16 protein-coding genes, 1 pseudogene and 1 riboswitch are annotated in these 18134 nt (G+C 64.4%); of the genes and pseudogenes, 4 read left to right on the forward strand and 13 right to left on the reverse strand.

Features of this window, described 5'->3' with window-relative positions:
• Positions 1 to 150: 150 nt before the first annotated feature.
• The 9 genes and pseudogenes from cbiQ to yihA form a co-directional block, all read right to left on the reverse strand.
• Positions 151 to 912 (reverse strand): cobalt ECF transporter T component CbiQ, encoded by a 762-nt coding sequence (gene cbiQ / locus H7687_RS18405; RefSeq protein ID WP_183350110.1) that lies wholly within the window; start codon positions 910 to 912, stop codon positions 151 to 153.
• Positions 912 to 1950: pseudogene (locus H7687_RS18415) on the reverse strand (energy-coupling factor ABC transporter permease). Before H7687_RS18415 ends, cbiQ begins: the two are co-directional and overlap by 1 nt.
• Before the next feature lie 119 nt (positions 1951 to 2069).
• The gene (gene thiC / locus H7687_RS18420; RefSeq protein ID WP_183350113.1) at positions 2070 to 3377 is read right to left on the reverse strand and encodes a phosphomethylpyrimidine synthase ThiC; all 1308 of its coding nucleotides are present in this window, start codon (positions 3375 to 3377) and stop codon (positions 2070 to 2072) included.
• A complete protein-coding gene (locus H7687_RS18425) occupies positions 3374 to 4762 on the reverse strand; it encodes a cobyrinic acid a,c-diamide synthase CobB (RefSeq protein WP_183350115.1) in 1389 nt (462 codons plus the stop codon). The genes thiC and H7687_RS18425 overlap by 4 nt, the downstream gene beginning before the upstream one ends.
• A gap of 16 nt (positions 4763 to 4778) precedes the next feature.
• Complete coding sequence (locus H7687_RS18430; RefSeq protein ID WP_183350116.1) at positions 4779 to 5375, reverse strand: histidine phosphatase family protein; 597 nt, start codon at positions 5373 to 5375, stop codon at positions 4779 to 4781.
• A gap of 60 nt (positions 5376 to 5435) precedes the next feature.
• Positions 5436 to 6182 carry an adenosylcobinamide-GDP ribazoletransferase gene (gene cobS / locus H7687_RS18435; protein WP_183350118.1) on the reverse strand — a complete coding sequence of 249 codons (747 nt, stop codon included), beginning with the start codon at positions 6180 to 6182 and terminating at the stop codon, positions 5436 to 5438.
• Positions 6183 to 6203: 21 nt separating this feature from the next.
• Positions 6204 to 7256, reverse strand: a complete 1053-nt coding sequence (gene cobT / locus H7687_RS18440; protein ID WP_183350120.1) for a nicotinate-nucleotide--dimethylbenzimidazole phosphoribosyltransferase — start codon at positions 7254 to 7256, stop codon at positions 6204 to 6206.
• A gap of 28 nt (positions 7257 to 7284) precedes the next feature.
• Positions 7285 to 7806 carry a bifunctional adenosylcobinamide kinase/adenosylcobinamide-phosphate guanylyltransferase gene (gene cobU, locus H7687_RS18445; RefSeq protein ID WP_183350121.1) on the reverse strand — a complete coding sequence of 174 codons (522 nt, stop codon included), beginning with the start codon at positions 7804 to 7806 and terminating at the stop codon, positions 7285 to 7287.
• Between the two features lie 89 nt (positions 7807 to 7895).
• Positions 7896 to 8076, reverse strand: a riboswitch (cobalamin riboswitch).
• A gap of 249 nt (positions 8077 to 8325) precedes the next feature.
• Positions 8326 to 8961 carry a ribosome biogenesis GTP-binding protein YihA/YsxC gene (gene yihA, locus H7687_RS18450; protein WP_183350123.1) on the reverse strand — a complete coding sequence of 212 codons (636 nt, stop codon included), beginning with the start codon at positions 8959 to 8961 and terminating at the stop codon, positions 8326 to 8328.
• A gap of 148 nt (positions 8962 to 9109) precedes the next feature.
• Here yihA and H7687_RS18455 point away from each other — a divergent pair, with 148 nt between their 5' ends.
• Positions 9110 to 9961: an HDOD domain-containing protein gene (locus tag H7687_RS18455; protein WP_183350125.1), complete on the forward strand. Its 852-nt coding sequence runs from the start codon at positions 9110 to 9112 to the stop codon at positions 9959 to 9961.
• Here the strand turns inward: H7687_RS18455 and H7687_RS18460 are convergent.
• Complete coding sequence (locus H7687_RS18460) at positions 9958 to 10146, reverse strand: hypothetical protein (RefSeq protein ID WP_183350127.1); 189 nt, start codon at positions 10144 to 10146, stop codon at positions 9958 to 9960. The two genes, H7687_RS18455 and H7687_RS18460, sit on opposite strands and share 4 nt — an antisense overlap.
• 176 nt (positions 10147 to 10322) lie before the next feature.
• Here H7687_RS18460 and H7687_RS18465 point away from each other — a divergent pair, with 176 nt between their 5' ends.
• From H7687_RS18465 to glgP, 3 genes are read left to right on the forward strand one after another with little or no spacing between them, the layout of a single operon-like run.
• Positions 10323 to 11795 (forward strand): sensor histidine kinase, encoded by a 1473-nt coding sequence (locus H7687_RS18465; RefSeq protein ID WP_246404995.1) that lies wholly within the window; start codon positions 10323 to 10325, stop codon positions 11793 to 11795.
• Positions 11796 to 11810: 15 nt separating this feature from the next.
• Positions 11811 to 13178: a sigma-54-dependent transcriptional regulator gene (locus tag H7687_RS18470; RefSeq protein WP_183350129.1), complete on the forward strand. Its 1368-nt coding sequence runs from the start codon at positions 11811 to 11813 to the stop codon at positions 13176 to 13178.
• Positions 13179 to 13194: 16 nt separating this feature from the next.
• The gene (gene glgP, locus H7687_RS18475) at positions 13195 to 15747 is read left to right on the forward strand and encodes an alpha-glucan family phosphorylase (protein WP_183350130.1); all 2553 of its coding nucleotides are present in this window, start codon (positions 13195 to 13197) and stop codon (positions 15745 to 15747) included.
• Between the two features lie 145 nt (positions 15748 to 15892).
• Here glgP and flhB read toward each other — a convergent pair whose 3' ends face one another.
• Genes flhB through fliQ form a run of 3 tightly spaced genes read right to left on the reverse strand, consistent with a single transcriptional unit; the run spans position 15893 to position 18016 of the window.
• Entirely contained in the window at positions 15893 to 16951 is a 1059-nt protein-coding gene (gene flhB, locus H7687_RS18480; RefSeq protein ID WP_183350132.1) for a flagellar biosynthesis protein FlhB, read from the reverse strand.
• A gap of 9 nt (positions 16952 to 16960) precedes the next feature.
• Complete coding sequence (gene fliR / locus H7687_RS18485; RefSeq protein WP_183350134.1) at positions 16961 to 17746, reverse strand: flagellar biosynthetic protein FliR; 786 nt, start codon at positions 17744 to 17746, stop codon at positions 16961 to 16963.
• Positions 17747 to 18016, reverse strand: a complete 270-nt coding sequence (fliQ, locus tag H7687_RS18490; RefSeq protein WP_183350136.1) for a flagellar biosynthesis protein FliQ — start codon at positions 18014 to 18016, stop codon at positions 17747 to 17749. It abuts the gene before it with no gap.
• Between the last annotated feature and the right edge of the window lie 118 nt (positions 18017 to 18134).

The raw sequence follows: 18134 nt of genomic DNA on the forward strand, positions 1-18134 counted from the left end.
AAGGTGGCTGAGCTGAAAGGGCGTTCCGCTAGAGGGACAGGCACCTGACGGAGCCAGTCCCTTCTGCTTTTGGCTGTGGCTATTATTTTGCCCTTGGCAACGCCCTCACCCTAGCCCTCTCCCGGAGGGAGAGGGGATGTGGACGTGAACTTATGACATCAATCTCAACACTGCGATAGCACTCACTAAGAGAAACGCGGAGCCGACCTCGACCGCCCGGAGCGGACGGTGCACTGACGCGGGCATGGCGCCATCGTAGCCGCGCTGCACCATGGCGGTGGTGATGCTCTGGCTGTTGTCGAAGGCCTTGATGACCAAGATGCCCGCCAATGTCCCCAACGAGGAGAGGGCACGCCGGCAACCGACGTAGCCGAGACGGTTCTTCTGGGCGTTGTAGACCACCTGGGCATCTTCGAGGAGCAGGAACAGGTAGCGCCAGGCGAAGAGCGCGACGTCCACCAACACCTGCGGCACCCGGAGCCACGAGAGCGCGGCCATGAGTTCGGTGAAGGGTGTGGAAAAACCGACCACGGCCAGCAGGGAGACTCCGCCCATGATACGCCCGGCGATGAGGAGCCCCGCCGCCAGCCCGTCGCGGTGCCCGACCAGTTCCCACCCCGCCACACCGATGCTGAACATGGGTATGGTGCCAGAAAAGAAGGTCTTCAGCGCCAGCACCATGACCGCGATGAAGAGCGGTTCGGAGAAGCGCAGCACGAGAATGCGCAGCGGCGTCCCCAGGTGCAGGCAGAGGGCGAGCCCGAGCGCCGCCACCGCCAGGGGGAAGGCCACTCCCTGCGCGCTCAGCACCATGACCAGCAGGGCCAGGGCGCTGACCAGCTTCACCCGCGCATCGACTGAGGCGAGAGGATGTGCCGCGTGGTGGCGGTATGCGTTGAAGTGATGGTGCATCAACCTTCCTTCTTGTCTTTGCCGGTCAACTGCCGCCAGTAGTACCCTGCGGCGAACCCGCCCACGACGCCCGCCCCCAGGAAAGCGAACAGCAGCAGATCTCCGGAGCCGGGATCGATGAGCGGCGCCTTCGCTTCCCGCCCGTGCTCCTTGGCGATCTTCTCCACCACGGCCTCGTCCACCCCCTGGTAAGCCTTCGGGGCCAGCGAGAAGAAGTAGAAGGCGAACAGCAGCGTCGGCAGCATCACGGTGTGCAGCAGCAGTACTTTCCACCTGCGTTTTCTATCAGGCATTGCCGGGCACCTCCTTTTCCGTGATGACCCTCATCTTTACCAGCAGGTCCGGGCGCTTGCGGTACAAAAGCGTGACCATGCCCGCGGTAATCACCCCTTCCAGGATGCCCAGTGGCAACTGGGTGGGGAGGAAGGCGATGACGATTTTGACGAACAGCGGCCACAGCGGCGACTCCCCCCGGATGCCGAGGGCGAGAAGGAGCGACGTGGTGGCGTAGGTGGCCCAGTCTGCCACAAGCCCGGCGATAAATCCAGCCAGAGCTAAACTCCCGCCGACCTTGCGCAGGGCCCGGAAGGCGAACCAGCCGGCAAAGGAGCCGACCACGCCCATGGAGAGGGTGTTGGCGCCCAGCGTCGAGAGCCCGCCGTGGGCCAGGAACAGCGCCTGAATCAGCAGCGATACCGCCGCGATGATCACGCTCACCAGCGGGCCCACCAGGATGGCCGATACCCCAGTACCGCAGGGATGCGAGCAGGTCCCAGCGGTCGGCACCGGGATCGGCATGCAGGAGATGATGAAGACCACGGCGGTGAGGAGCCCCACCAGCGGCTTCATGGAGAGGTCCTCCCGCGCCAGGGCGTTCAACTGCCTGATGCCGAGGGCCAGAAACGGCACCAGCACCAGGAACCAGGCCAGCGCCCAGGGGAAGGGGAGGATACCTTCGGAGATGTGCATGGCATGGGCGGGGGACGGAACCAGAAGAGGTACCAACACACTACCAGCGAGCAGCGCACGGCCACACACCGGCTGTCCACCTACCTCCCTCGCCCTCCGGGAGAGGGTCGGGGTGAGGGCATCTCCCTCACCCGGCCTTCGGCCACCCTCTCCCAGAGGGAGAGGGTTATTCACAAACGTGCCCAGCATCAAATCTTGTCCCCGCGCAGGTCGGCGGCGAAGATCTTGCCGGCGCCGCGGGAGGCGCAGAAGTCGCCGCACATGGTGCAGGTCTGCTCGTCTTCGGGGACGCGGCTCTTCCTGATGGCGGCGGCGTCTTCCGGGAACAAGGCCAGTTCGAACTGGCGCTGCCAGTCGAGGTCCCGGCGCGCCTTGCTCATCTCCTTGTCGCGCTCCCTGCCCCGCTCGGGGTACTTGTTCATGTCGCCGATGTAGGCGGCGATCTTGGCAGCCTTGACGCCCATCTTGACGTCCTCCTCGTTGGGAAGCGCCAGGTGCTCGGCCGGGGTGATGTAGCAGATCAGGTCGGCGCCGAAGCGGGAGGACTGGGCGGCGCCGATGGCGGCGGTGATGTGGTCGAACCCGGGCGCTACGTCGGTGGAGATGGGCCCGAGCATATAATAAGGGGCGCCGCCGCTCATCCTCTTCTGCAACTTGATGTTCCCCTCGACCTCGTCCAGCGGCACGTGGCCCGGACCTTCCACCAGCATCTGGCATCCCATGTCGCGGCCAAGTTCGGCCAGCTCGCAGTTGATCAAAAGTTCCTGGATCTGGGCGCGGTCGCTGGAGTCGTGGATGGCGCCGGCCCGCAGGCCGTTACCGAGCGAGAGCACGGTGTCGTAACGCTTCAGGATCTCCACCACGCGGTCGAACTTCTCGTAGAGCGGGTTCTCGCGGTTGTTGGCGATCATCCAGGCCGCCATGCTGACGCCCCCCTTGGAGACCAGGCCGCCGTAGCGGTACCCCTGCTTGCGCAGGCGCTCCAGGGTGTAGAGGTTGATGCCGCAATGCACGGCCATGAAGGCCATGCCGTCGGCGCACTGGCGCTCGATGATGTCGAAGAGCATCTCCTCGTCCAGCTTGTTGGGGTCGCCGTACTTCCTCGCCGCCTCGCAGAAGGCCTGGTACAGCGGCACGTTGCCCACCGGCAGGTCCACCGCGGCGATCACCTCGCGCCGCACCCGGTCCAGGTCGCCGCCCACGGAAAGCTCCATCAGGGTATCGGCGCCCGCTTCCTGCGCCACCTTTGCCTTGCGCACCTCGGCCTCGTAATCGATGATGTCCGACGAGGTGCCGATGGATGCGTTCACCTTGGTGCGCAGCCCGGTGCCGATACCGGCCACCTTTGGTTTCCTGACGTGGTTCCAGGGGATGACGATCTGCCCCGCAGCCACCTTGTCCCGGACGTACTCCGGCGTTAACTGCTCGTCGAATGCCACCTGCGTCATCTGCGGCGTAATGATCCCCGCGCGCGCTGCTTCAATCTGCGTTTTCATGTGAGACTCCTGGTCCGGTATGCCCTGCAGTGTCCCACGAAGTCCCGTGCGATACCCGGTGAGCTGCCGAAGTGTAAATGGATGTAGGAGGCCAGGCAGTTTTGGTAGCGAAAACCTTCCAGTCCCAGGTCGGCGCCCTTCCTGCTGACCCGGTAGAGGCGTTCGATTCCCTCCGGCATCTCCTCCATCTCGGAATAATGAAACTCATGGCCCCGGGCGGTGGCTCCCTTGGGGCCGATCACGGCGTCCCCGATCAACTCGATCTCCCGGTACCCGAGCGCCTTGCGCCGCGGCAGCATCCGGGTCCGCACCGGGAAGACGCCGGCAAACGGGATCGTCCCCCCCTCGCCCGCCACGCCTTGGGTGAGGTAGATGAAACCGCCGCACTCGGCGTAAACCGGCATGCCCGCCTCGACCGCCTGGCGGACCGCCTGCCGCATCGACTCGTTGGCGGCCAGCTTCTCGGCGAAGAGCTCGGGATAGCCGCCGGGAAGGTAGATACCGCCGATCCCATCTGGCAACGCGGCATCCCTCAAGGGGGAAAAACAACAGATTTCGGCGCCCTGCTCGGCAAGGAGTCTGAGGTTGTCCGGATAGGCGAAGCAAAAGGCGGCGTCGCGCGCCACCGCGATACGCACCGATTCGGCACCACCGCCGGCACCGGCTTCCGAAAGCGCCGACTGCGGCAGCGCCGGGATTTCCTGCTGTTGCAATGCCAGCAGGGCGTCCAGGTCGAGGTGCCGCTCGACGACCTCGACCAAGTGGTCCAGAAACTCCGCGGAGAGCGGGTTGTCTTCGGCCGTGGTCAGCCCCAGGTGGCGCGACGGGATGGCAAGCGCCGCGTCCCTCGGCATGCACCCCAGCAGCGCGACTCCGGGGAGGTGCGCCGCCAGCGCCTCGCGCAGGATCCGCTCATGGTTGGCGCTCGCCACGTTGTTGAAGACGACCGCCGCGACCTTCACAGCCGGGTCGAAGCCGGCAAAGCCGCTCACCAGGGCGGCGGCGCTGCGGGCCTGGCTCCTGGCATCGATGACCAGGACGACCGGCGCGGCCAACTCCTTGGCAATCTGCGCCGTACTGCCGGCATCGGAACTGCCGTCGATGCCGTCGAAGAGCCCCATCACCCCTTCGATCACCGCTATGTCGCTGCCAGCCGTGCTGCGGGCGAAGCTCTCCCTCACGAACTCGCGCGGGCACATCCATCCGTCCAGGTTGATGGACGGGACGCCGGTCACCAGGGCGTGGTAGCCGGGATCGATGAAGTCCGGCCCGACCTTGAACGGCGCCACCTTGAGCCCACGACGCCTGAGCGCCGCCATGATGCCGAGGGTCACGGTGGTTTTTCCGGAGCCGCTGTGCGGCGCTGCGATGACGATACGCTTCATGCCCGGGAAGTCTCCGTCAGCCGTTGACCAGCTGGACCACGGTGTTGCCGTCGGACCAGTAGTCGATGATGTTCATGGCGCAGTACTGCTGGTCGATGCTGAAGAAGGAGCCCAGCGGCGCCTTGATGGCATCAAGAAGTACGATCCGGTTTACGCCGCCGTGCGCCACCACCAGCACCTCCTCGCCCCGGTGCCGCTCCACGATCTCCTTCAGGGCGGGCAGCACGCGTCCGGCCAGTTCGCCAAGGCTCTCGCCGCCGGGGGCGCAGAAATTCTCCAGGTCCGCCAGGCGCGCCGCCCACTCGTCCGGGCGCTGTTCCTGGATCTGGGCTACGGAAAGCCCTTCCCAGACGCCGCAGCTCAGCTCGCGCAGGGCGGGGACGGTGACTGGCTCGACGCCGAGGTAGGGGCCGAGGATCTCGCCGCCGCGCACGGTGCGCTGCAGGTCGCTGGTGTAGAGGGCGCTGATCCGGTCCGGGTCCAGGCGCGGTTTCAACTGGTGGTACATCTCCTCGCCGCGCGGGGTGAGACGGACGTCGTAGTGGCCGTTGTAGCAGTAGGGACGCTCCACCTCGCCGTGGCGGATCAGGTGGATCCTTGTTCGTTGGATCATGCAGTTCTCCTTAAGGAGGGTGACTGTGCTAAGGGGACAGGCACCTGGCGGAGCCAGCCCTCAACCCATCCTGCCTAAAAGGGCCAGTAGGAAGATAAGGCAAAAGATCTCGTTCAGTTCGCTGGCGCAGCCGATCACGTCACCGGTGACGCCACCGAGCCTGCCATGCGACCACGCCTTGATGCCCCAGGTCAGCAGGAACAGGAGCAGCAGGGTGATGAGCCCGGACAGGTGGAGCAGCGCCGCGCCGACGGCGACGGTGCAGAGACCGGCGAGGACCAGCTGCAGCGTCCCCGCCCCGCCCACGAAGGCGTGGCCGAGCCCGTCCTTGCGGGCCCGCTGCGAGCCGACGGTCATCTGCACCTGGGCGAAGCGGGCGGCCATCGGGAAGAACAGCAGCGCCTCCCGCTTGTACTCGGCGGGAAGCGCCAGCAGCGCCTGGTACTTGAGCATGAGGCCCAGCACCAGACCGACCGCCCCCACGGCACCAACCCGGGAATCCTTCATGATCTCCAGGAAGCGCTCGCGTGAGCCGCGCGCGGCCAGCCCATCGCAGACGTCGGAGAGACCGTCCAGGTGCAGCGCGCCGGTGGCGACGCTCAGGATGGCGACCAGTAGCAGGTCGGCCACGGAACGGGGCAAGAGCGGCGTCAGCAGGAAGTCCACTCCGGCCAGGAGCGCGCCGAGGGCGAACCCCACCAACGGGAACAGGGCCATGGAGCGGCCCAGGTCCTTTTCCTCGCAGCGCACCGAGAGCGGCAGCGGCACGATGGTCAGGAACTGGAAGGCGATGATGAATAGCCTCATGCGTTACCTCAGCCGCCTCGCCTAGGCGGAGGCCACCCCGGCCTCTTCGAAGGTTGCCATTTCCTTCAGGATCTTGACGCCGGCCTCGATCAGCCCCATGGCCAGCGCGGCGCCGGTCCCCTCGCCCAGGCGCAGCTGCAGGTCGAGCAGCGGCTTCACGCCGATGCGCTCCAGCATCATCTGGTGCCCGATCTCCACGGAGGTGTGGGCGGTGAAGATGTAGTCGCGCACGGAGGGATGCATCTCGGAGGCGATCAGCGCGCCGGCGGTGGAGATGAAACCGTCGACGACCACCGGTATCCGGTTGGCCGCGGCGCCCAGCACGAGGCCTGCGATGCCCGCGATTTCCAGGCCGCCCACCTTGGTGAGGACGTCGAGCGGGTCCTGCGGCTCGGGGCGGTTCAGGTCGAGACCGGCCTGGATCACCTTGATCTTTTTTTCCAGCGCCTCGTCGCCGATGCCGGTGCCGCGGTGGGTAACCTCGCGGACGGTGCAGCCGGCGATGGCCGCGATGATGGCGGAGGAGGGGCTGGTGTTGCCGATGCCCATCTCGCCGGTGCCGACCATGGTGATCCCTTCCTTCTTGGCCTCGTCGGCGAGCGCGATGCCGACCTCGATGGCGGCAACCGCCTCCTCGCGGGTCATGGCGCTACCCTTGGCGAAGTTGCGGGTCCCCTTGGCGACCTTGCGGATGATGAGGCCCGGGGCGGGCTCGAAGTCGTAGTCGACGCCAACGTCCACCACGCGCACCTCGGCGCCGCTGTGACGGGCGAGCACGTTGACGCCCGCGCCGCCGCGCAGGAAGTTGAGCACCATCTGCGGGGTGACTTCCTTGGGGAACAGGGAAACCCCTTCCTCCACGATGCCGTGGTCACCGGCAAAGGTGAAGATGACCTTCTTGGCGGTGTCGGGGGCGAGGTCACCGGTGATGGCGGCGAAGCGGCGGCCGACTTCCTCCAGGCGCCCCAGCGAGCCGAGCGGCTTGGTCTTGTTGTCCAGTTTGGCCTGGGCCTTGGCGAGCAGCGCCTCGTCCACCGGCTGGATCTTGGCGAGTGTCGTTTCCAGAAGTTGCATCGTTCCCTCCTTGTATTTCATGGCAATATCACTTCAGCCTGAGCGGCAGTCCCGAGATGGTGACGTACACCTCGTCCGCCGCGGCGGCGATGATCTCGTTGGCCTCGCCGGCCAGGTCCCGGAAGGCGCGGGAGAGCGGGTGCTCGGGGACGATCCCCATCCCTACCTCGTTGGTGACGATGATGAGCGGCGTGGCAAGCGAGCTAAAGCCCCCGGCGAAGCTCTTCACCTCGGCCAGGGCCTCGGCGGCCCCGCCCGGGCAGCGGAACAGGAGGTTGGAGATCCAGAGGGTGACGCAGTCCATCAGCATCACGTTGAAGCGCCCCTGGTGGCTGCGGATCGCCTCCGCCACCTTGAGCGGTTCCTCGACGGTCTGCCATTCCGGGCCGCGCCGCCCCTGGTGCCGGGCGATGCGGTCCGCCATCTCGGCGTCCCCCGCCTCGCCGGTAGCGAGGTAGCCCCGCAGCGGCGCGTACTTGTCGGCCAGACCTTCAGCGAAGCGGCTCTTGCCGCTGCGGGCGCCGCCGGTGACCAGGACCACTTTGGACATAAAAAAACCCCCCTTCCCATGACGGAAGGCGGGTCAAAAACGCACTGCAGGTGCGGTTCCGGCTTTAGCCCCTCTGCCACGGAGGTTGCAACAAGCTTCTCATCCTGGCAGGTTTCCTGACTCACGGGTCGTCTTACTCGCCGCGCCTTCCCGATGCGATCAGTGGCGTTGTTGCGGCTTTCATCTCCGTTCACAGTTGCGGGACAGCGAGGGATTCACACCCTCTTCCCTTTTAACCCCTCTCGGGGCACCAAGACGAACGTCTATGTATTTTTGATCTCGTTCCCAAGGTCCACCTTGGGAACGCAAAGCCTCTCCGAAGATCCAACTTCCCTCGGATGCAAAGCTGGAGCTTTGCGTCACATGGGGTTCCCAAGCTGGAGCTTGGGAACCAGGAAAACGCCCTCACCCTAGCCCTCTCCCGGAGGGAGAGGGGATGTAGAAGCGTTTGGCGGAAGATCATGCAAATCGCGTTTTATTTTGCAGCGACGTGTTTACTAACAGACGCCGCGGGGAAAGTCAATCACTAACCGGCGCCGCTTCCTCTGCAAATTCGCCGGGTTCGCACGCTGCGGGGGCCAGGGCCGCGTCGATGCGGGCCCAGACGGCATCCTTGCCTTCCTTGTTCAGCGCCGAAAAAAAGGTGAGGTCCTGCTTGTCGACGCCCAGCGTGGCGCTGATCACGGCGGTCTGGCGGGCCCGCTCGTTCTTGGAGAGCTTGTCGCACTTGGTGACCACGATGATGGGGGCGATGGAGTAGGCGCGCAGCCAGGCGAGCATCTGCAGGTCATCGTCGTTGGGGACCCGGCGGATATCCAGGATGAGCACCACGCCGCGCAGGTTCCTTCTCTTGGCGAGGTAGGTCTCCATCATGGGGCGCCAGTCCTTCTTCACCGCCAGCGGCACCTTGGCGTAGCCGTAGCCGGGGAGGTCGACCAGCATGAAGTCGTCGTTTACCTGGAAGAAGTTGATCAGCTGGGTGCGGCCGGGGGTGGAACTGGTGCGCACCAGGTTCTTCCGGTTCACCAGCACGTTGACCAGGGAAGACTTGCCGACGTTGGAGCGTCCAGCGAAGGCGATCTCGGGCAGGTTCCCCTCGGGATAGTGTGCCGGGCGGGTGGCACTTTTAATGAACTCAGTATTTTTTACGATCAATGCGAAACCTTATTCCTGTTTTTTCAGGGCAGTATAGACCGCGGCGAGCCCCCTTTCAATCATTAAATCCGAGCTTGCTTAAAGCTAACGTTTTGGTATATTTTTGAACCTGATCAGAACCCGGCCACCCAACGGAAGGATCCAAGGCATGAATAAAGAACTCGAAACTGCGATCATGACCGCAGCGGACCTGCCCACCATTCCCATCGTTGCCATCAAGGTGATGGAGCTTATCGAAAGTGACAGCGCCACCGCAGAAGAGCTCGCCAAGATCGTATCATCGGACCCCGCCGTTGCGGCGCGCGTCCTGAAAATATCCAACTCCTCCTTTTACGGCTGTCGCCGGCAGATCCAGACCCTCTCCAGTGCCATCGTCATCCTCGGTTTCAGTACCCTGAGAAGCCTCGTGGTCGCCGCCTCGGTGAAGCAGGTCTACAAGCCCTACGGTCTCACCGAAAAGATGCTCTGGGAGCATTCCTTCGCCGCCGGGCTCGCCGCCAGGATCATCGCCAGACGCACCCGCGCCGCCAACGAAGAGGAAGCCTTCCTCGCCGGCCTGTTCCACGACATCGGCAAGATCATCATGAACACCCTGGACCGGGACAAGTTCCAGGAGGTGATGCAGCACTGTTATAACGAGGGGATTTCCTTCGGGCAGGCGGAGAAGGGGGTCTACCCCTTCACCCATGACGAGGTGGGAGCGTACGTGATCAGGAAGTGGAACTTCCCGGAGATCCTGACGGCGGCGATCCTGCAGCACCACCAGTTGGACTTCAGCGAACTGGACGACCCGGCCCTGATCAACCTGACCGCGGTGACCTCGCTGGCCGACCAGTTCTGCCTGAAACTCGGCATCGGGATCAGGGAACCCCAGGAAGAGATCGACCTCGCCGGTTCCAAGGCGGGTCAGTTGCTGAAGATCACGGAAGAAAACGCGGCCGGGATGCTGGAGGCCTTCGACAAGGCCTTCGCCGAGGACAAGGCCCTTTTCACCAGCTAGGGCTCGTCGGAGGCGTCCTCGGCTTCGGCGTTCTCAAGCAGCTTCTTCGCCTCTTCGGAGATGCTGACGCTGTCGGTCGGCTCCGACTTCTGGGCCGGCTTGCCGCGCCTGCGCTGATGCTCCTGCCCCCCGGCATCGGGGTCGATCCTGAGCCCCCCCGAAATCCTGTCGACGCTGTAGCTCATGCCTCCTCCCATCGCTCCTGGTCTGGCGCATATCAACGACCGGCATCTTAGCAGCAAGTCCCAGCTAATGGAAGACAATTAATAGGTTGCGGCACCCCGATATCGCCCTTGTCTAGCCAAGGGGGGTACTGTATACTTGCGGCCTTAGTGAAAACTCATATATCGGAAACAACGTCATGAAACTGAACACAAAGCTGGTGATGATCATGCTCACCATGCTGGTAGTCGCCACGCTGATCCTCTTCATACTGAACCAGTTCAGCCAGAACGACCTGGTGCAGGAGATCCAGGAGAGTTCCAACGTGGTTTCCAAGGCCATTCAGCTGAGCGTCGAGGACCTGACCTCGGAGGAAGAGTCCACCCGGCTCTCTGAATACTTAAGCCACGCGAAAAACAAGGGCGTCAACGAGATCAACATCATCAACAACGAAGGGGAGATCATCAACTCCTCCGACCCGGCCCAGGTCGGCAAGAAGCGCGAGATCAAGAAGCTGGAGAAGGGGCTCAAGCGCCGCGGCGGCGGTGGCGGCAGCTCGCTCAAGCCGTACGACCTGGTGGTCCCGGTCATCGTGGGCGACGAACAGCTGGGCTACGTGCAGATCAACCTCCTGTTGGACAACATCCGCGACATCCAGCACGCCAACTTCGTGCGCCGCCTCTCCGCCACGGTGCTGGTGTTCATGGGCGGCATGATACTGATCATCTTCCTGGCGCGCCGCTACACCAGCCCGATTCACCGCCTGGCCACCGGGGTCAACAACGTCTCCGCCGGCGACCTGAGCGTCACCTTCGAGGCGGAAAGCGGCGACGAGATCGGAGAGTTGGCCGAGAACCTGAACGAGATGGTGAAGAAGCTCAAGGAAAAGGAGCAGCTGGAGAAACGGCTCTACGAGGCGGAACACCTCTCCAAGGTGGGACAGCTGGCCGCCGGCATCGCCCACGAGATCAGGAACCCGTTAAACTACATAAGCCTCGCCATCGACCACCTGAAGAGCGAGTTGCTCCCCTCCTGCCCGGAAAAGGGGGGCGAGCTCGAGTCCATCGCGGACAACATCAAGGAAGAGGTGCGCAAGGCCAACTACATGGTGCTCAACTTCATGAACTACGGCCGCCCGCTCAAGCTGAAACTGCAGCGGGTGTGCTACGCCGAGCTGGTCGACAAGGCGATCCACATCATGCAGGACCGGTTAAGCGAGCGGAACATGCAGGTGGTGCGCGAGATCCCGGCCGACCTGCCGGCGATGTACATCGACCCGGAGCTGATGCGCAACTGCCTGTGCAACTTCATCAGCAACAGCATGCAGGCCATGACCGACGGCGGCGTCATCACCCTGGGCGCCGTGGTGGCCCCGGAAACGGGTGAATGCCGGCTGAGTTTCGGCGACAGCGGCGTGGGCATCGACGAGCAGGACCTGGAGAAGGTGTTCCAACCCTACTTCACCACCCGCGAGGCGGGCATCGGCCTCGGGCTGGCCATCACCGAACGCATCGTCAAGGAGCACGGCGGGCGCATCAGCGTGGCAAGCCGCAAGGGGGAAGGGACCACCTTCACGGTCATCCTCCCCGCCTCGGCGCTGGCCCGCAGCGAAGAGCAGGCGCGGCAGGCGACCCTGATCGCGGCCGGCCCGAATGAAGCATCTGGAAATTAAGAGACTGGAGTGGCGATGAGCGGCAGCATCCTGATAGTAGACGACGAGAAAGGGCAGCGCGACATCCTGAGCGCCATCCTGTCCAAGAAGGGGTACCGGATCACCCCCGTCCCCAGCGGTGAAGAGGCGCTGCAGGAACTGGAACAGGCGGAGTACGACCTGCTGCTGACCGACCTGAAGATGCAGGGTATCTCCGGGATGGAGCTGATGGAGCGGGTGCTCTCCGACAACCCCACCCAGTGCGTGGTCATGATGACCGCCCACGGCACCATCGATTCCGCGGTGGAGGCCATGAAGAAAGGGGCCTTCGACTACCTGGAGAAGCCGCTGGAGCGGGAGGACCTGATCCTCACCGTGCAGCGCGCCTTCGAGCGCATCATGCTGCTGAAGGAAAACCGGGTCCTGCACAAGAAGCTGGCGGAGACCAGGACGCTGCCCAACATGATCGGCGACCACCCGAAGATGATGGAGGTGGCGCGCATCATCCACAAGATCGCCCCCACCTCCACCACGGTGCTGATCTACGGGGAATCGGGAACCGGCAAGGAGCTGGTGGCCCGCGCCATCCACGATGGCAGCCCGCGCAGGGACAAGGCCTTTTTCGCCATCAACTGCGCCGCGATCCCGGACGCCCTGATCGAGAGCGAGCTCTTCGGCCACGAGAAGGGGTCCTTCACCGGCGCCGGGAGCCGTGAGATCGGCATCTTCGAGGCGGCCGAGGGGGGGACGGTGTTCCTCGACGAGATCGGCGAGATGAACGTCGCCATGCAGGCGAAGCTGTTGCGCGCCATCCAGGAGAAGGAGATCCGCCGGGTGGGGGGCAAGGTGAACCTCCCGGTGGATGTGAGGATCATCTCGGCCACCAACAAGGACCTGGAGCAGGAAACCAAGCGCGGCAACTTCCGCGAGGACCTCTTCTACCGCTTGAACGTGATCCGCATCACCCTGCCCCCCTTGCGCGAGCGGGGCAACGACATCGTCACCCTGGCCAACTTCTTCCTGAAGAAGTACAGCCAGGCCTCCGGCATCTCGGTGAAGGGAATCGGCAAGCCGGCGCTCAAGATCCTGTTAGACTACAACTGGCCCGGCAACGTGCGCCAGCTGGAAAGCGTGATCGAGCGCGGCGTGCTCATGGCCGAGAGCGACTATATTCAACCCGAGGACCTGCCCGCCGAGGTGCACCATGACGCCTCCCTGGCCGGGTCCCTCCCCTTCGACTTCCCGGCCGAAGGGATTTCCATCGACAACCTGGAACGCGACCTGATCACGAAGGCCATGCAACGGGCCGACTGGGTCATCGCCAAAGCGGCACCACTTCTCGGTATGAGTTACAAAACGCTACAATACCGGCTGGAGAAGTTCGGTATAGGGAGGCCGGAGTAAGTAGCGAGGAGGCGGTATGAACCTCTTCTCGACGCTGCACCGCTTCACCGTTGTCCCCTCGCTCCCCAGGGAGCTCTCCGGGCTGCAACGGATCGCATACAACCTCTGGTGGACGTGGGAACCGGAGGCCATCGGACTTTTCAAGCGCCTCGACCCGGAACTTTGGCGGGCGACGCGCCACAACCCCCTGGAGATGCTGGGGTGCCTGCAGCAGGCCACCTACGACAGCCTGATGCTGGACGAAGGGTTCATGTCGCACCTGGCCCAGGTGGAGGAGAGGCTCGACGAGTACCTCGCCTCGCGCACCTGGTACGAGCGGCACGGCAACCCGCGCACGCGCATCGCCTACTTCTCGATGGAGTTCGGCCTGCACGAGTCGCTCCCCATCTACTCCGGGGGCCTCGGCATCCTGGCCGGCGACCACCTGAAGTCGGCCAGCGACCTCGGGCTGCCGCTGGTCGGGGTGGGACTTCTGTACCGCCAGGGGTACTTCCGGCAGCACCTGAACTTCGAGGGGTGGCAGCAGGAGGTCTACCCCGAGAACGACTTCTACAACCTCCCCCTGCACCTGGAGCGGGACGCGGCGGGAACGCCGCTTACCCTGGAGCTGGAATACCCCGGCCGCAGCGTGCGGGTGCAGATCTGGCGCGTCCAGGTGGGGCGGGTGCGGCTCTACCTCTTGGACAGCAACCTGGAGGAGAACACGCCGGCCGACCGCGAGATCACCACGAGGCTCTACGGCGGCGACCAGGAGATGCGCATCAGGCAGGAGATCCTGCTCGGCATCGGCGGCATCCGCGCCCTGCGCCTCCTGGGCATCGAGCCCAACGTCTGCCACATGAACGAGGGGCACGCCGCCTTCCTCGCCCTGGAACGGATCCGGATCCTCATGGAGGAGCGTGCGCTCAGCTTCGGCGAGGCGATGGAGGCCGTTCGCGGCGGCAACGTATTCACCACCCACACCCCGGTCGAGGCGGGGATCGACCACTTCCCACCCGAGCTGATCGAGCGCTACCTGGGCTGCTACTACCGCCACCTGGGGCTCACCCGCGAGCAGTTCCTTACCCTGGGGATGCAGAACCACGGCCGCAGCAACGAGAACTTCTGCATGGCGGTGCTGGCCATGAAGCTCTCGCTGCACTCAAACGGCGTCAGCGAGCTGCACGGCATGGTGTCGCGCCGCATGTGGGCCGACGTCTGGCCCGACCTTCCCGAAGAACAACTCCCCCTCACCTACGTCACCAACGGCGTGCACCAGAAGAGCTGGCTCTCCGAGGAGATGAGCAACCTCCTGATCCGCTACCTGGGCACGCGCTGGCTGGAGCAGAGCGACGACGCGCTCTGGCGCAAGGTGTCCCGCATCCCCGACGCCGAACTCTGGCGCACCCACCGCCGCGGCACCGAGCGCCTGGTCGACTACGCCCGCTTCAGCCTCCGGGCGCAGCTGCAGAAACTCGACGCCGGGCCCAAGGAGATCGACCGCGCCGGCGACGTGCTCGACCCGGAGATCCTCACCATCGGCTTCGCGCGCCGCTTCGCCACCTACAAGCGCGGCACGCTGCTGTTGCAGGACAAGGAGCGGCTGGAGCGGATCCTGAACCACCCGGAGCGGCCGGTGCAGATCGTCTTCGCCGGCAAGGCCCACCCCGCCGACCACCAGGGCAAGGAGCTGATCCGGCAGATCGTGCAACTCGCCCAGCAGGAGAAGTTCCGGCGCCGCATCGTCTTCCTGGAGGATTACGACATCTCGGTGGCGCGCCGCCTGGTACAGGGGGTGGACGTCTGGCTCAATACGCCGCTTCGGCCGCAGGAGGCCAGCGGCACCAGCGGCATGAAGGTCGCCTTCAACGGCGGGCTGAACATGAGCATCCTGGACGGCTGGTGGTGCGAGGGGTACCGCGGCAACAACGGCTGGGCCATCGGCAGGGGCGAGGTGTACGACGACCTCACCTACCAGAACGAGGTGGAAAGCAGGGCCATCTACGACCTGTTGGAGAAGGAGATCGTGCCGCTGTTCTACAACCGCGGCAGCGACGGCGTGCCGCGCGGCTGGACCGCCTTCATGAAGGCGTCCATGCAGACCCTCTGCCCGGTCTTTTCCACCGACCGCATGGTGCAGGAGTACGCCCGGCGCTGCTACCTCCCGTCCTTCGAGAACTGGGAGCGGCTGAACCGGGACGATCTGAGGCTCGCGGTGGAACTGGCGCGCTGGAAGGAAAGGCTGCACGGCGTGTGGGGCGGGCTTGCCATCGTGGCGGTCCAGGCCCAGTGCGAGCGGGAGGTGACCGTGGGGCAGAAGGTCCCCATCTCGGTGCAGATCACGCCGGGCGAGGTGCCGCTGTCCGAGATCGCGGTCGAGGTCTACTTCGGGGTGCTCGATTCGCGGGGCGCCATCATGGGTGGGGAGGTGGTGCCGCTCGACCCCGCCCCGGACCCGGACAAGGTGGGGCATTTTGGCGGCGAGCTGGAATGCCGCTTCTGCGGCCGGCACGGTTTTCTGCTGCGGGTCATGCCGCGGCACCCGGAACTGGGCACCGTGTACGACCCCGGCCTCATCCTGTGGGGGTGACGGGGGACTGCTCCGCCAGGGAGGGGACTGGCTCCGCCAGGTGCCTGTCCCCTTAGTCGGTCAGGTGCAGTCCCCTTAGTCGATTGGGACGGGTCCGGCAAGGACGAATTCAGCAGGTTGAATCAAGGGAGGTGAGGCGAGTGCCTCACCTCTTTTTTAAGCTGTAGACGTAGGCGAGGATCTCGGCGACGGCGGCGAAGAGCCCTTCCGGGATCTCGTACCCCTCCTCCACCTGGGCGTAGAGCTCGCGGGCCAGGAAGCGGTTCTCCACCAGGGTCACGTTGTTTTCCCGCGCCACGATCTTCATCTGCAGCGCCATCTGGTCCACCCCCTTGAAGAGCACCACCGGGGCCGACATCTTGAAGCGGTCGTACTTGAGCGCCACGGCGTAGTGGGTCGGGTTGGTCACCACCACGTCCGCGGTCGGGATGACCTGGCGCATGCGCCGGCGCGCCATCTGGAACGCCTTCTGGCGCTGCTTTCCCTTGATGGCCGGGTCGCCCTCGGTGTTCTTGTGCTCGTCCTTCACCTCCTGCTTGGTCATCTTCAGGTTGTCCAGGAAGCGCCACTTGACGAAGGCCAGGTCGAGCACCGCCAGGATGATCAGCACCCCGCAGGTGTGCAGCACGATCTTGAAGGCGATGTGGCCGATGAACTGCAGGATCCCCTGCAGGTCCTGGTCGACCAGGAAGATGATCCCTTCCATCTCCTCGGCCAGGATCTTGTAGGCCATGTACCCCACGATCCCCATCTTCAGGAAGGACTTGGCCACCTCGAACAGCGAGTCCTTGTTGAAGAGCCTCCCCACCCCCTGCACCGGGTTCAGGCGCCCCAGGTCGAACTTGAGCTTCTCGGAACTGAGGTTGATCCCTCCCTGGCTGATCTCTACGGCGACCCCCGCGATCAGGCAGACCAGCATGAACGGCGTCAGCATGATGCCCAGGTTGGCGAATTGCTTGATCATCAGGTGGTGCACGCCGGCCGGGGTGATCTCGATGGTGGCGAGTCCGCCGAAGATCTCCCTCATGGTCCCCTGCAAGGTCTTGAGCATCACGCTGGAAGTGGCGTAGAGCGCCACCATGGCCGCGATCAGCGTCACTGCGGAGGTCATCTCGCGGCTGCGCGCTACGTTCCCCTTGCTCTTGGCATCGGAGATCTTTTTACTGGTAGGTTTCTCTGTTTTGGAGTGTTTGTCGTCGGACATGGCGAAGGCCTAGGCGAGCAGTTTGAACAGGGTGTGCATCTGCTGCACGAACGCACCGAAGCTGCCGTTAAGGACGCGCAGGAACACCGGCAGCGTGATGCCGAGGATCAGGAAGCCGATGCCGATGTTGAGCGGCATGCTGACCATGAAGACGTTCATGGCCGGGAAGCTGCGCGCCACGATCCCCAGCGCCACCGTGGTGGCCAGGAGCGCCACCGAGACCGGCGCCGCCAGCTTGAGGGCGATGACGAAGATGCCGGTGCTGGTCTCGATCAGGAATTTCAGCAGCCCGCCGCTCACGTGCCAGGCTCCCAAGGGAATGAGCTGGTAGCTCTCCACGATCCCCTTGATGAAGAAGTGGTGCACGTCGAGGGCGAGGAAGATCAGGGTGGCCAGCACCCCCTCGAAGATGGCCATGGTGGGGACGTTGTTCTGGGTGGTCGGGTCGAACTGGGCGGCGATGGAGATGCCCATCTGGGTCCCCACCAGCTGACCGCCGAACTCCACCGCGGCGAAGACGAACTGCGAGATCGCCCCCAGCGTGAGCCCTACCAGCGTTTCGCGCAGCACCAGGATCATCAGGGAGAGGGAGTCGGTCTCGACGGGGACGGCCTTCAGCCGGATGATGGGGAAGATGACCAGCGCCATGGCGAAGATGAGCGCCACCTTGATGCGGTTGGGGACCAGGCGGGCGCCGAACATCGGGATGGCCATGAACAGCGCCGCGACCCGGGCCAGGACCAGGGCGAAGGGGATCAGGTCGGCCAGGGCCTTGAGCGGGAGGGCGTCGAACACCTAATGCCTCATGTTGGCGATCATGCCGTAGATCTCGTGGGTGAAGTCGCTCATGTACATCATCATCCAGGGGAAGAAGATGACCATGGCCACCATGACCGCGATGATCTTGGGAGCGAAGGCGAGCGTCGCCTCGTTGATCGAGGTCACCGCCTGGAAGATGCTGATGAGCAGGCCCACCACCAGGGCGCAGATGAGCAAGGGCGCCGACAGCAGTATCACCGCCTCGAAGCTTCTCCTGCCCAGTTGAACTACCATTTCCGGGGTCATACCAACTCCTATCGATTGAAGGCGCGCAGCGCCTCACACCGTCACCAGCCCATACTATCTTTTTCCGGGTCCACTTCTTCGTCCACGTGGTCCACCGGGTCCACCCAAAGCCGGAACC

It is taken from the genome of Geomonas paludis (assembly GCF_014193585.1).
Lineage (GTDB): Bacteria > Desulfobacterota > Desulfuromonadia > Geobacterales > Geobacteraceae > Geomonas > Geomonas paludis.

Excerpts from the sequence above, each read along its gene's own strand:
- thiC (WP_183350113.1), bottom strand. The coding sequence starts at position 3,377 with ATGAAAACGCAGATTGAAGCAGCGCGCGCGGGGATCATTACGCCGCAG.
- H7687_RS18465 (WP_246404995.1), top strand. The coding sequence starts at position 10,323 with ATGAAACTGAACACAAAGCTGGTGATGATCATGCTCACCATGCTGGTA.
- H7687_RS18430 (WP_183350116.1), bottom strand. The coding sequence starts at position 5,375 with ATGATCCAACGAACAAGGATCCACCTGATCCGCCACGGCGAGGTGGAG.
- cobT (WP_183350120.1), bottom strand. The coding sequence starts at position 7,256 with ATGCAACTTCTGGAAACGACACTCGCCAAGATCCAGCCGGTGGACGAG.
- cobS (WP_183350118.1), bottom strand. The coding sequence starts at position 6,182 with ATGAGGCTATTCATCATCGCCTTCCAGTTCCTGACCATCGTGCCGCTG.
- H7687_RS18455 (WP_183350125.1), top strand. The coding sequence starts at position 9,110 with ATGAATAAAGAACTCGAAACTGCGATCATGACCGCAGCGGACCTGCCC.
- fliQ (WP_183350136.1), bottom strand. The coding sequence starts at position 18,016 with ATGACCCCGGAAATGGTAGTTCAACTGGGCAGGAGAAGCTTCGAGGCG.
- H7687_RS18425 (WP_183350115.1), bottom strand. The coding sequence starts at position 4,762 with ATGAAGCGTATCGTCATCGCAGCGCCGCACAGCGGCTCCGGAAAAACC.
- H7687_RS18470 (WP_183350129.1), top strand. The coding sequence starts at position 11,811 with ATGAGCGGCAGCATCCTGATAGTAGACGACGAGAAAGGGCAGCGCGAC.
- cobU (WP_183350121.1), bottom strand. The coding sequence starts at position 7,806 with ATGTCCAAAGTGGTCCTGGTCACCGGCGGCGCCCGCAGCGGCAAGAGC.
- cbiQ (WP_183350110.1), bottom strand. The coding sequence starts at position 912 with ATGCACCATCACTTCAACGCATACCGCCACCACGCGGCACATCCTCTC.
- H7687_RS18460 (WP_183350127.1), bottom strand. The coding sequence starts at position 10,146 with ATGAGCTACAGCGTCGACAGGATTTCGGGGGGGCTCAGGATCGACCCC.
- flhB (WP_183350132.1), bottom strand. The coding sequence starts at position 16,951 with ATGTCCGACGACAAACACTCCAAAACAGAGAAACCTACCAGTAAAAAG.
- glgP (WP_183350130.1), top strand. The coding sequence starts at position 13,195 with ATGAACCTCTTCTCGACGCTGCACCGCTTCACCGTTGTCCCCTCGCTC.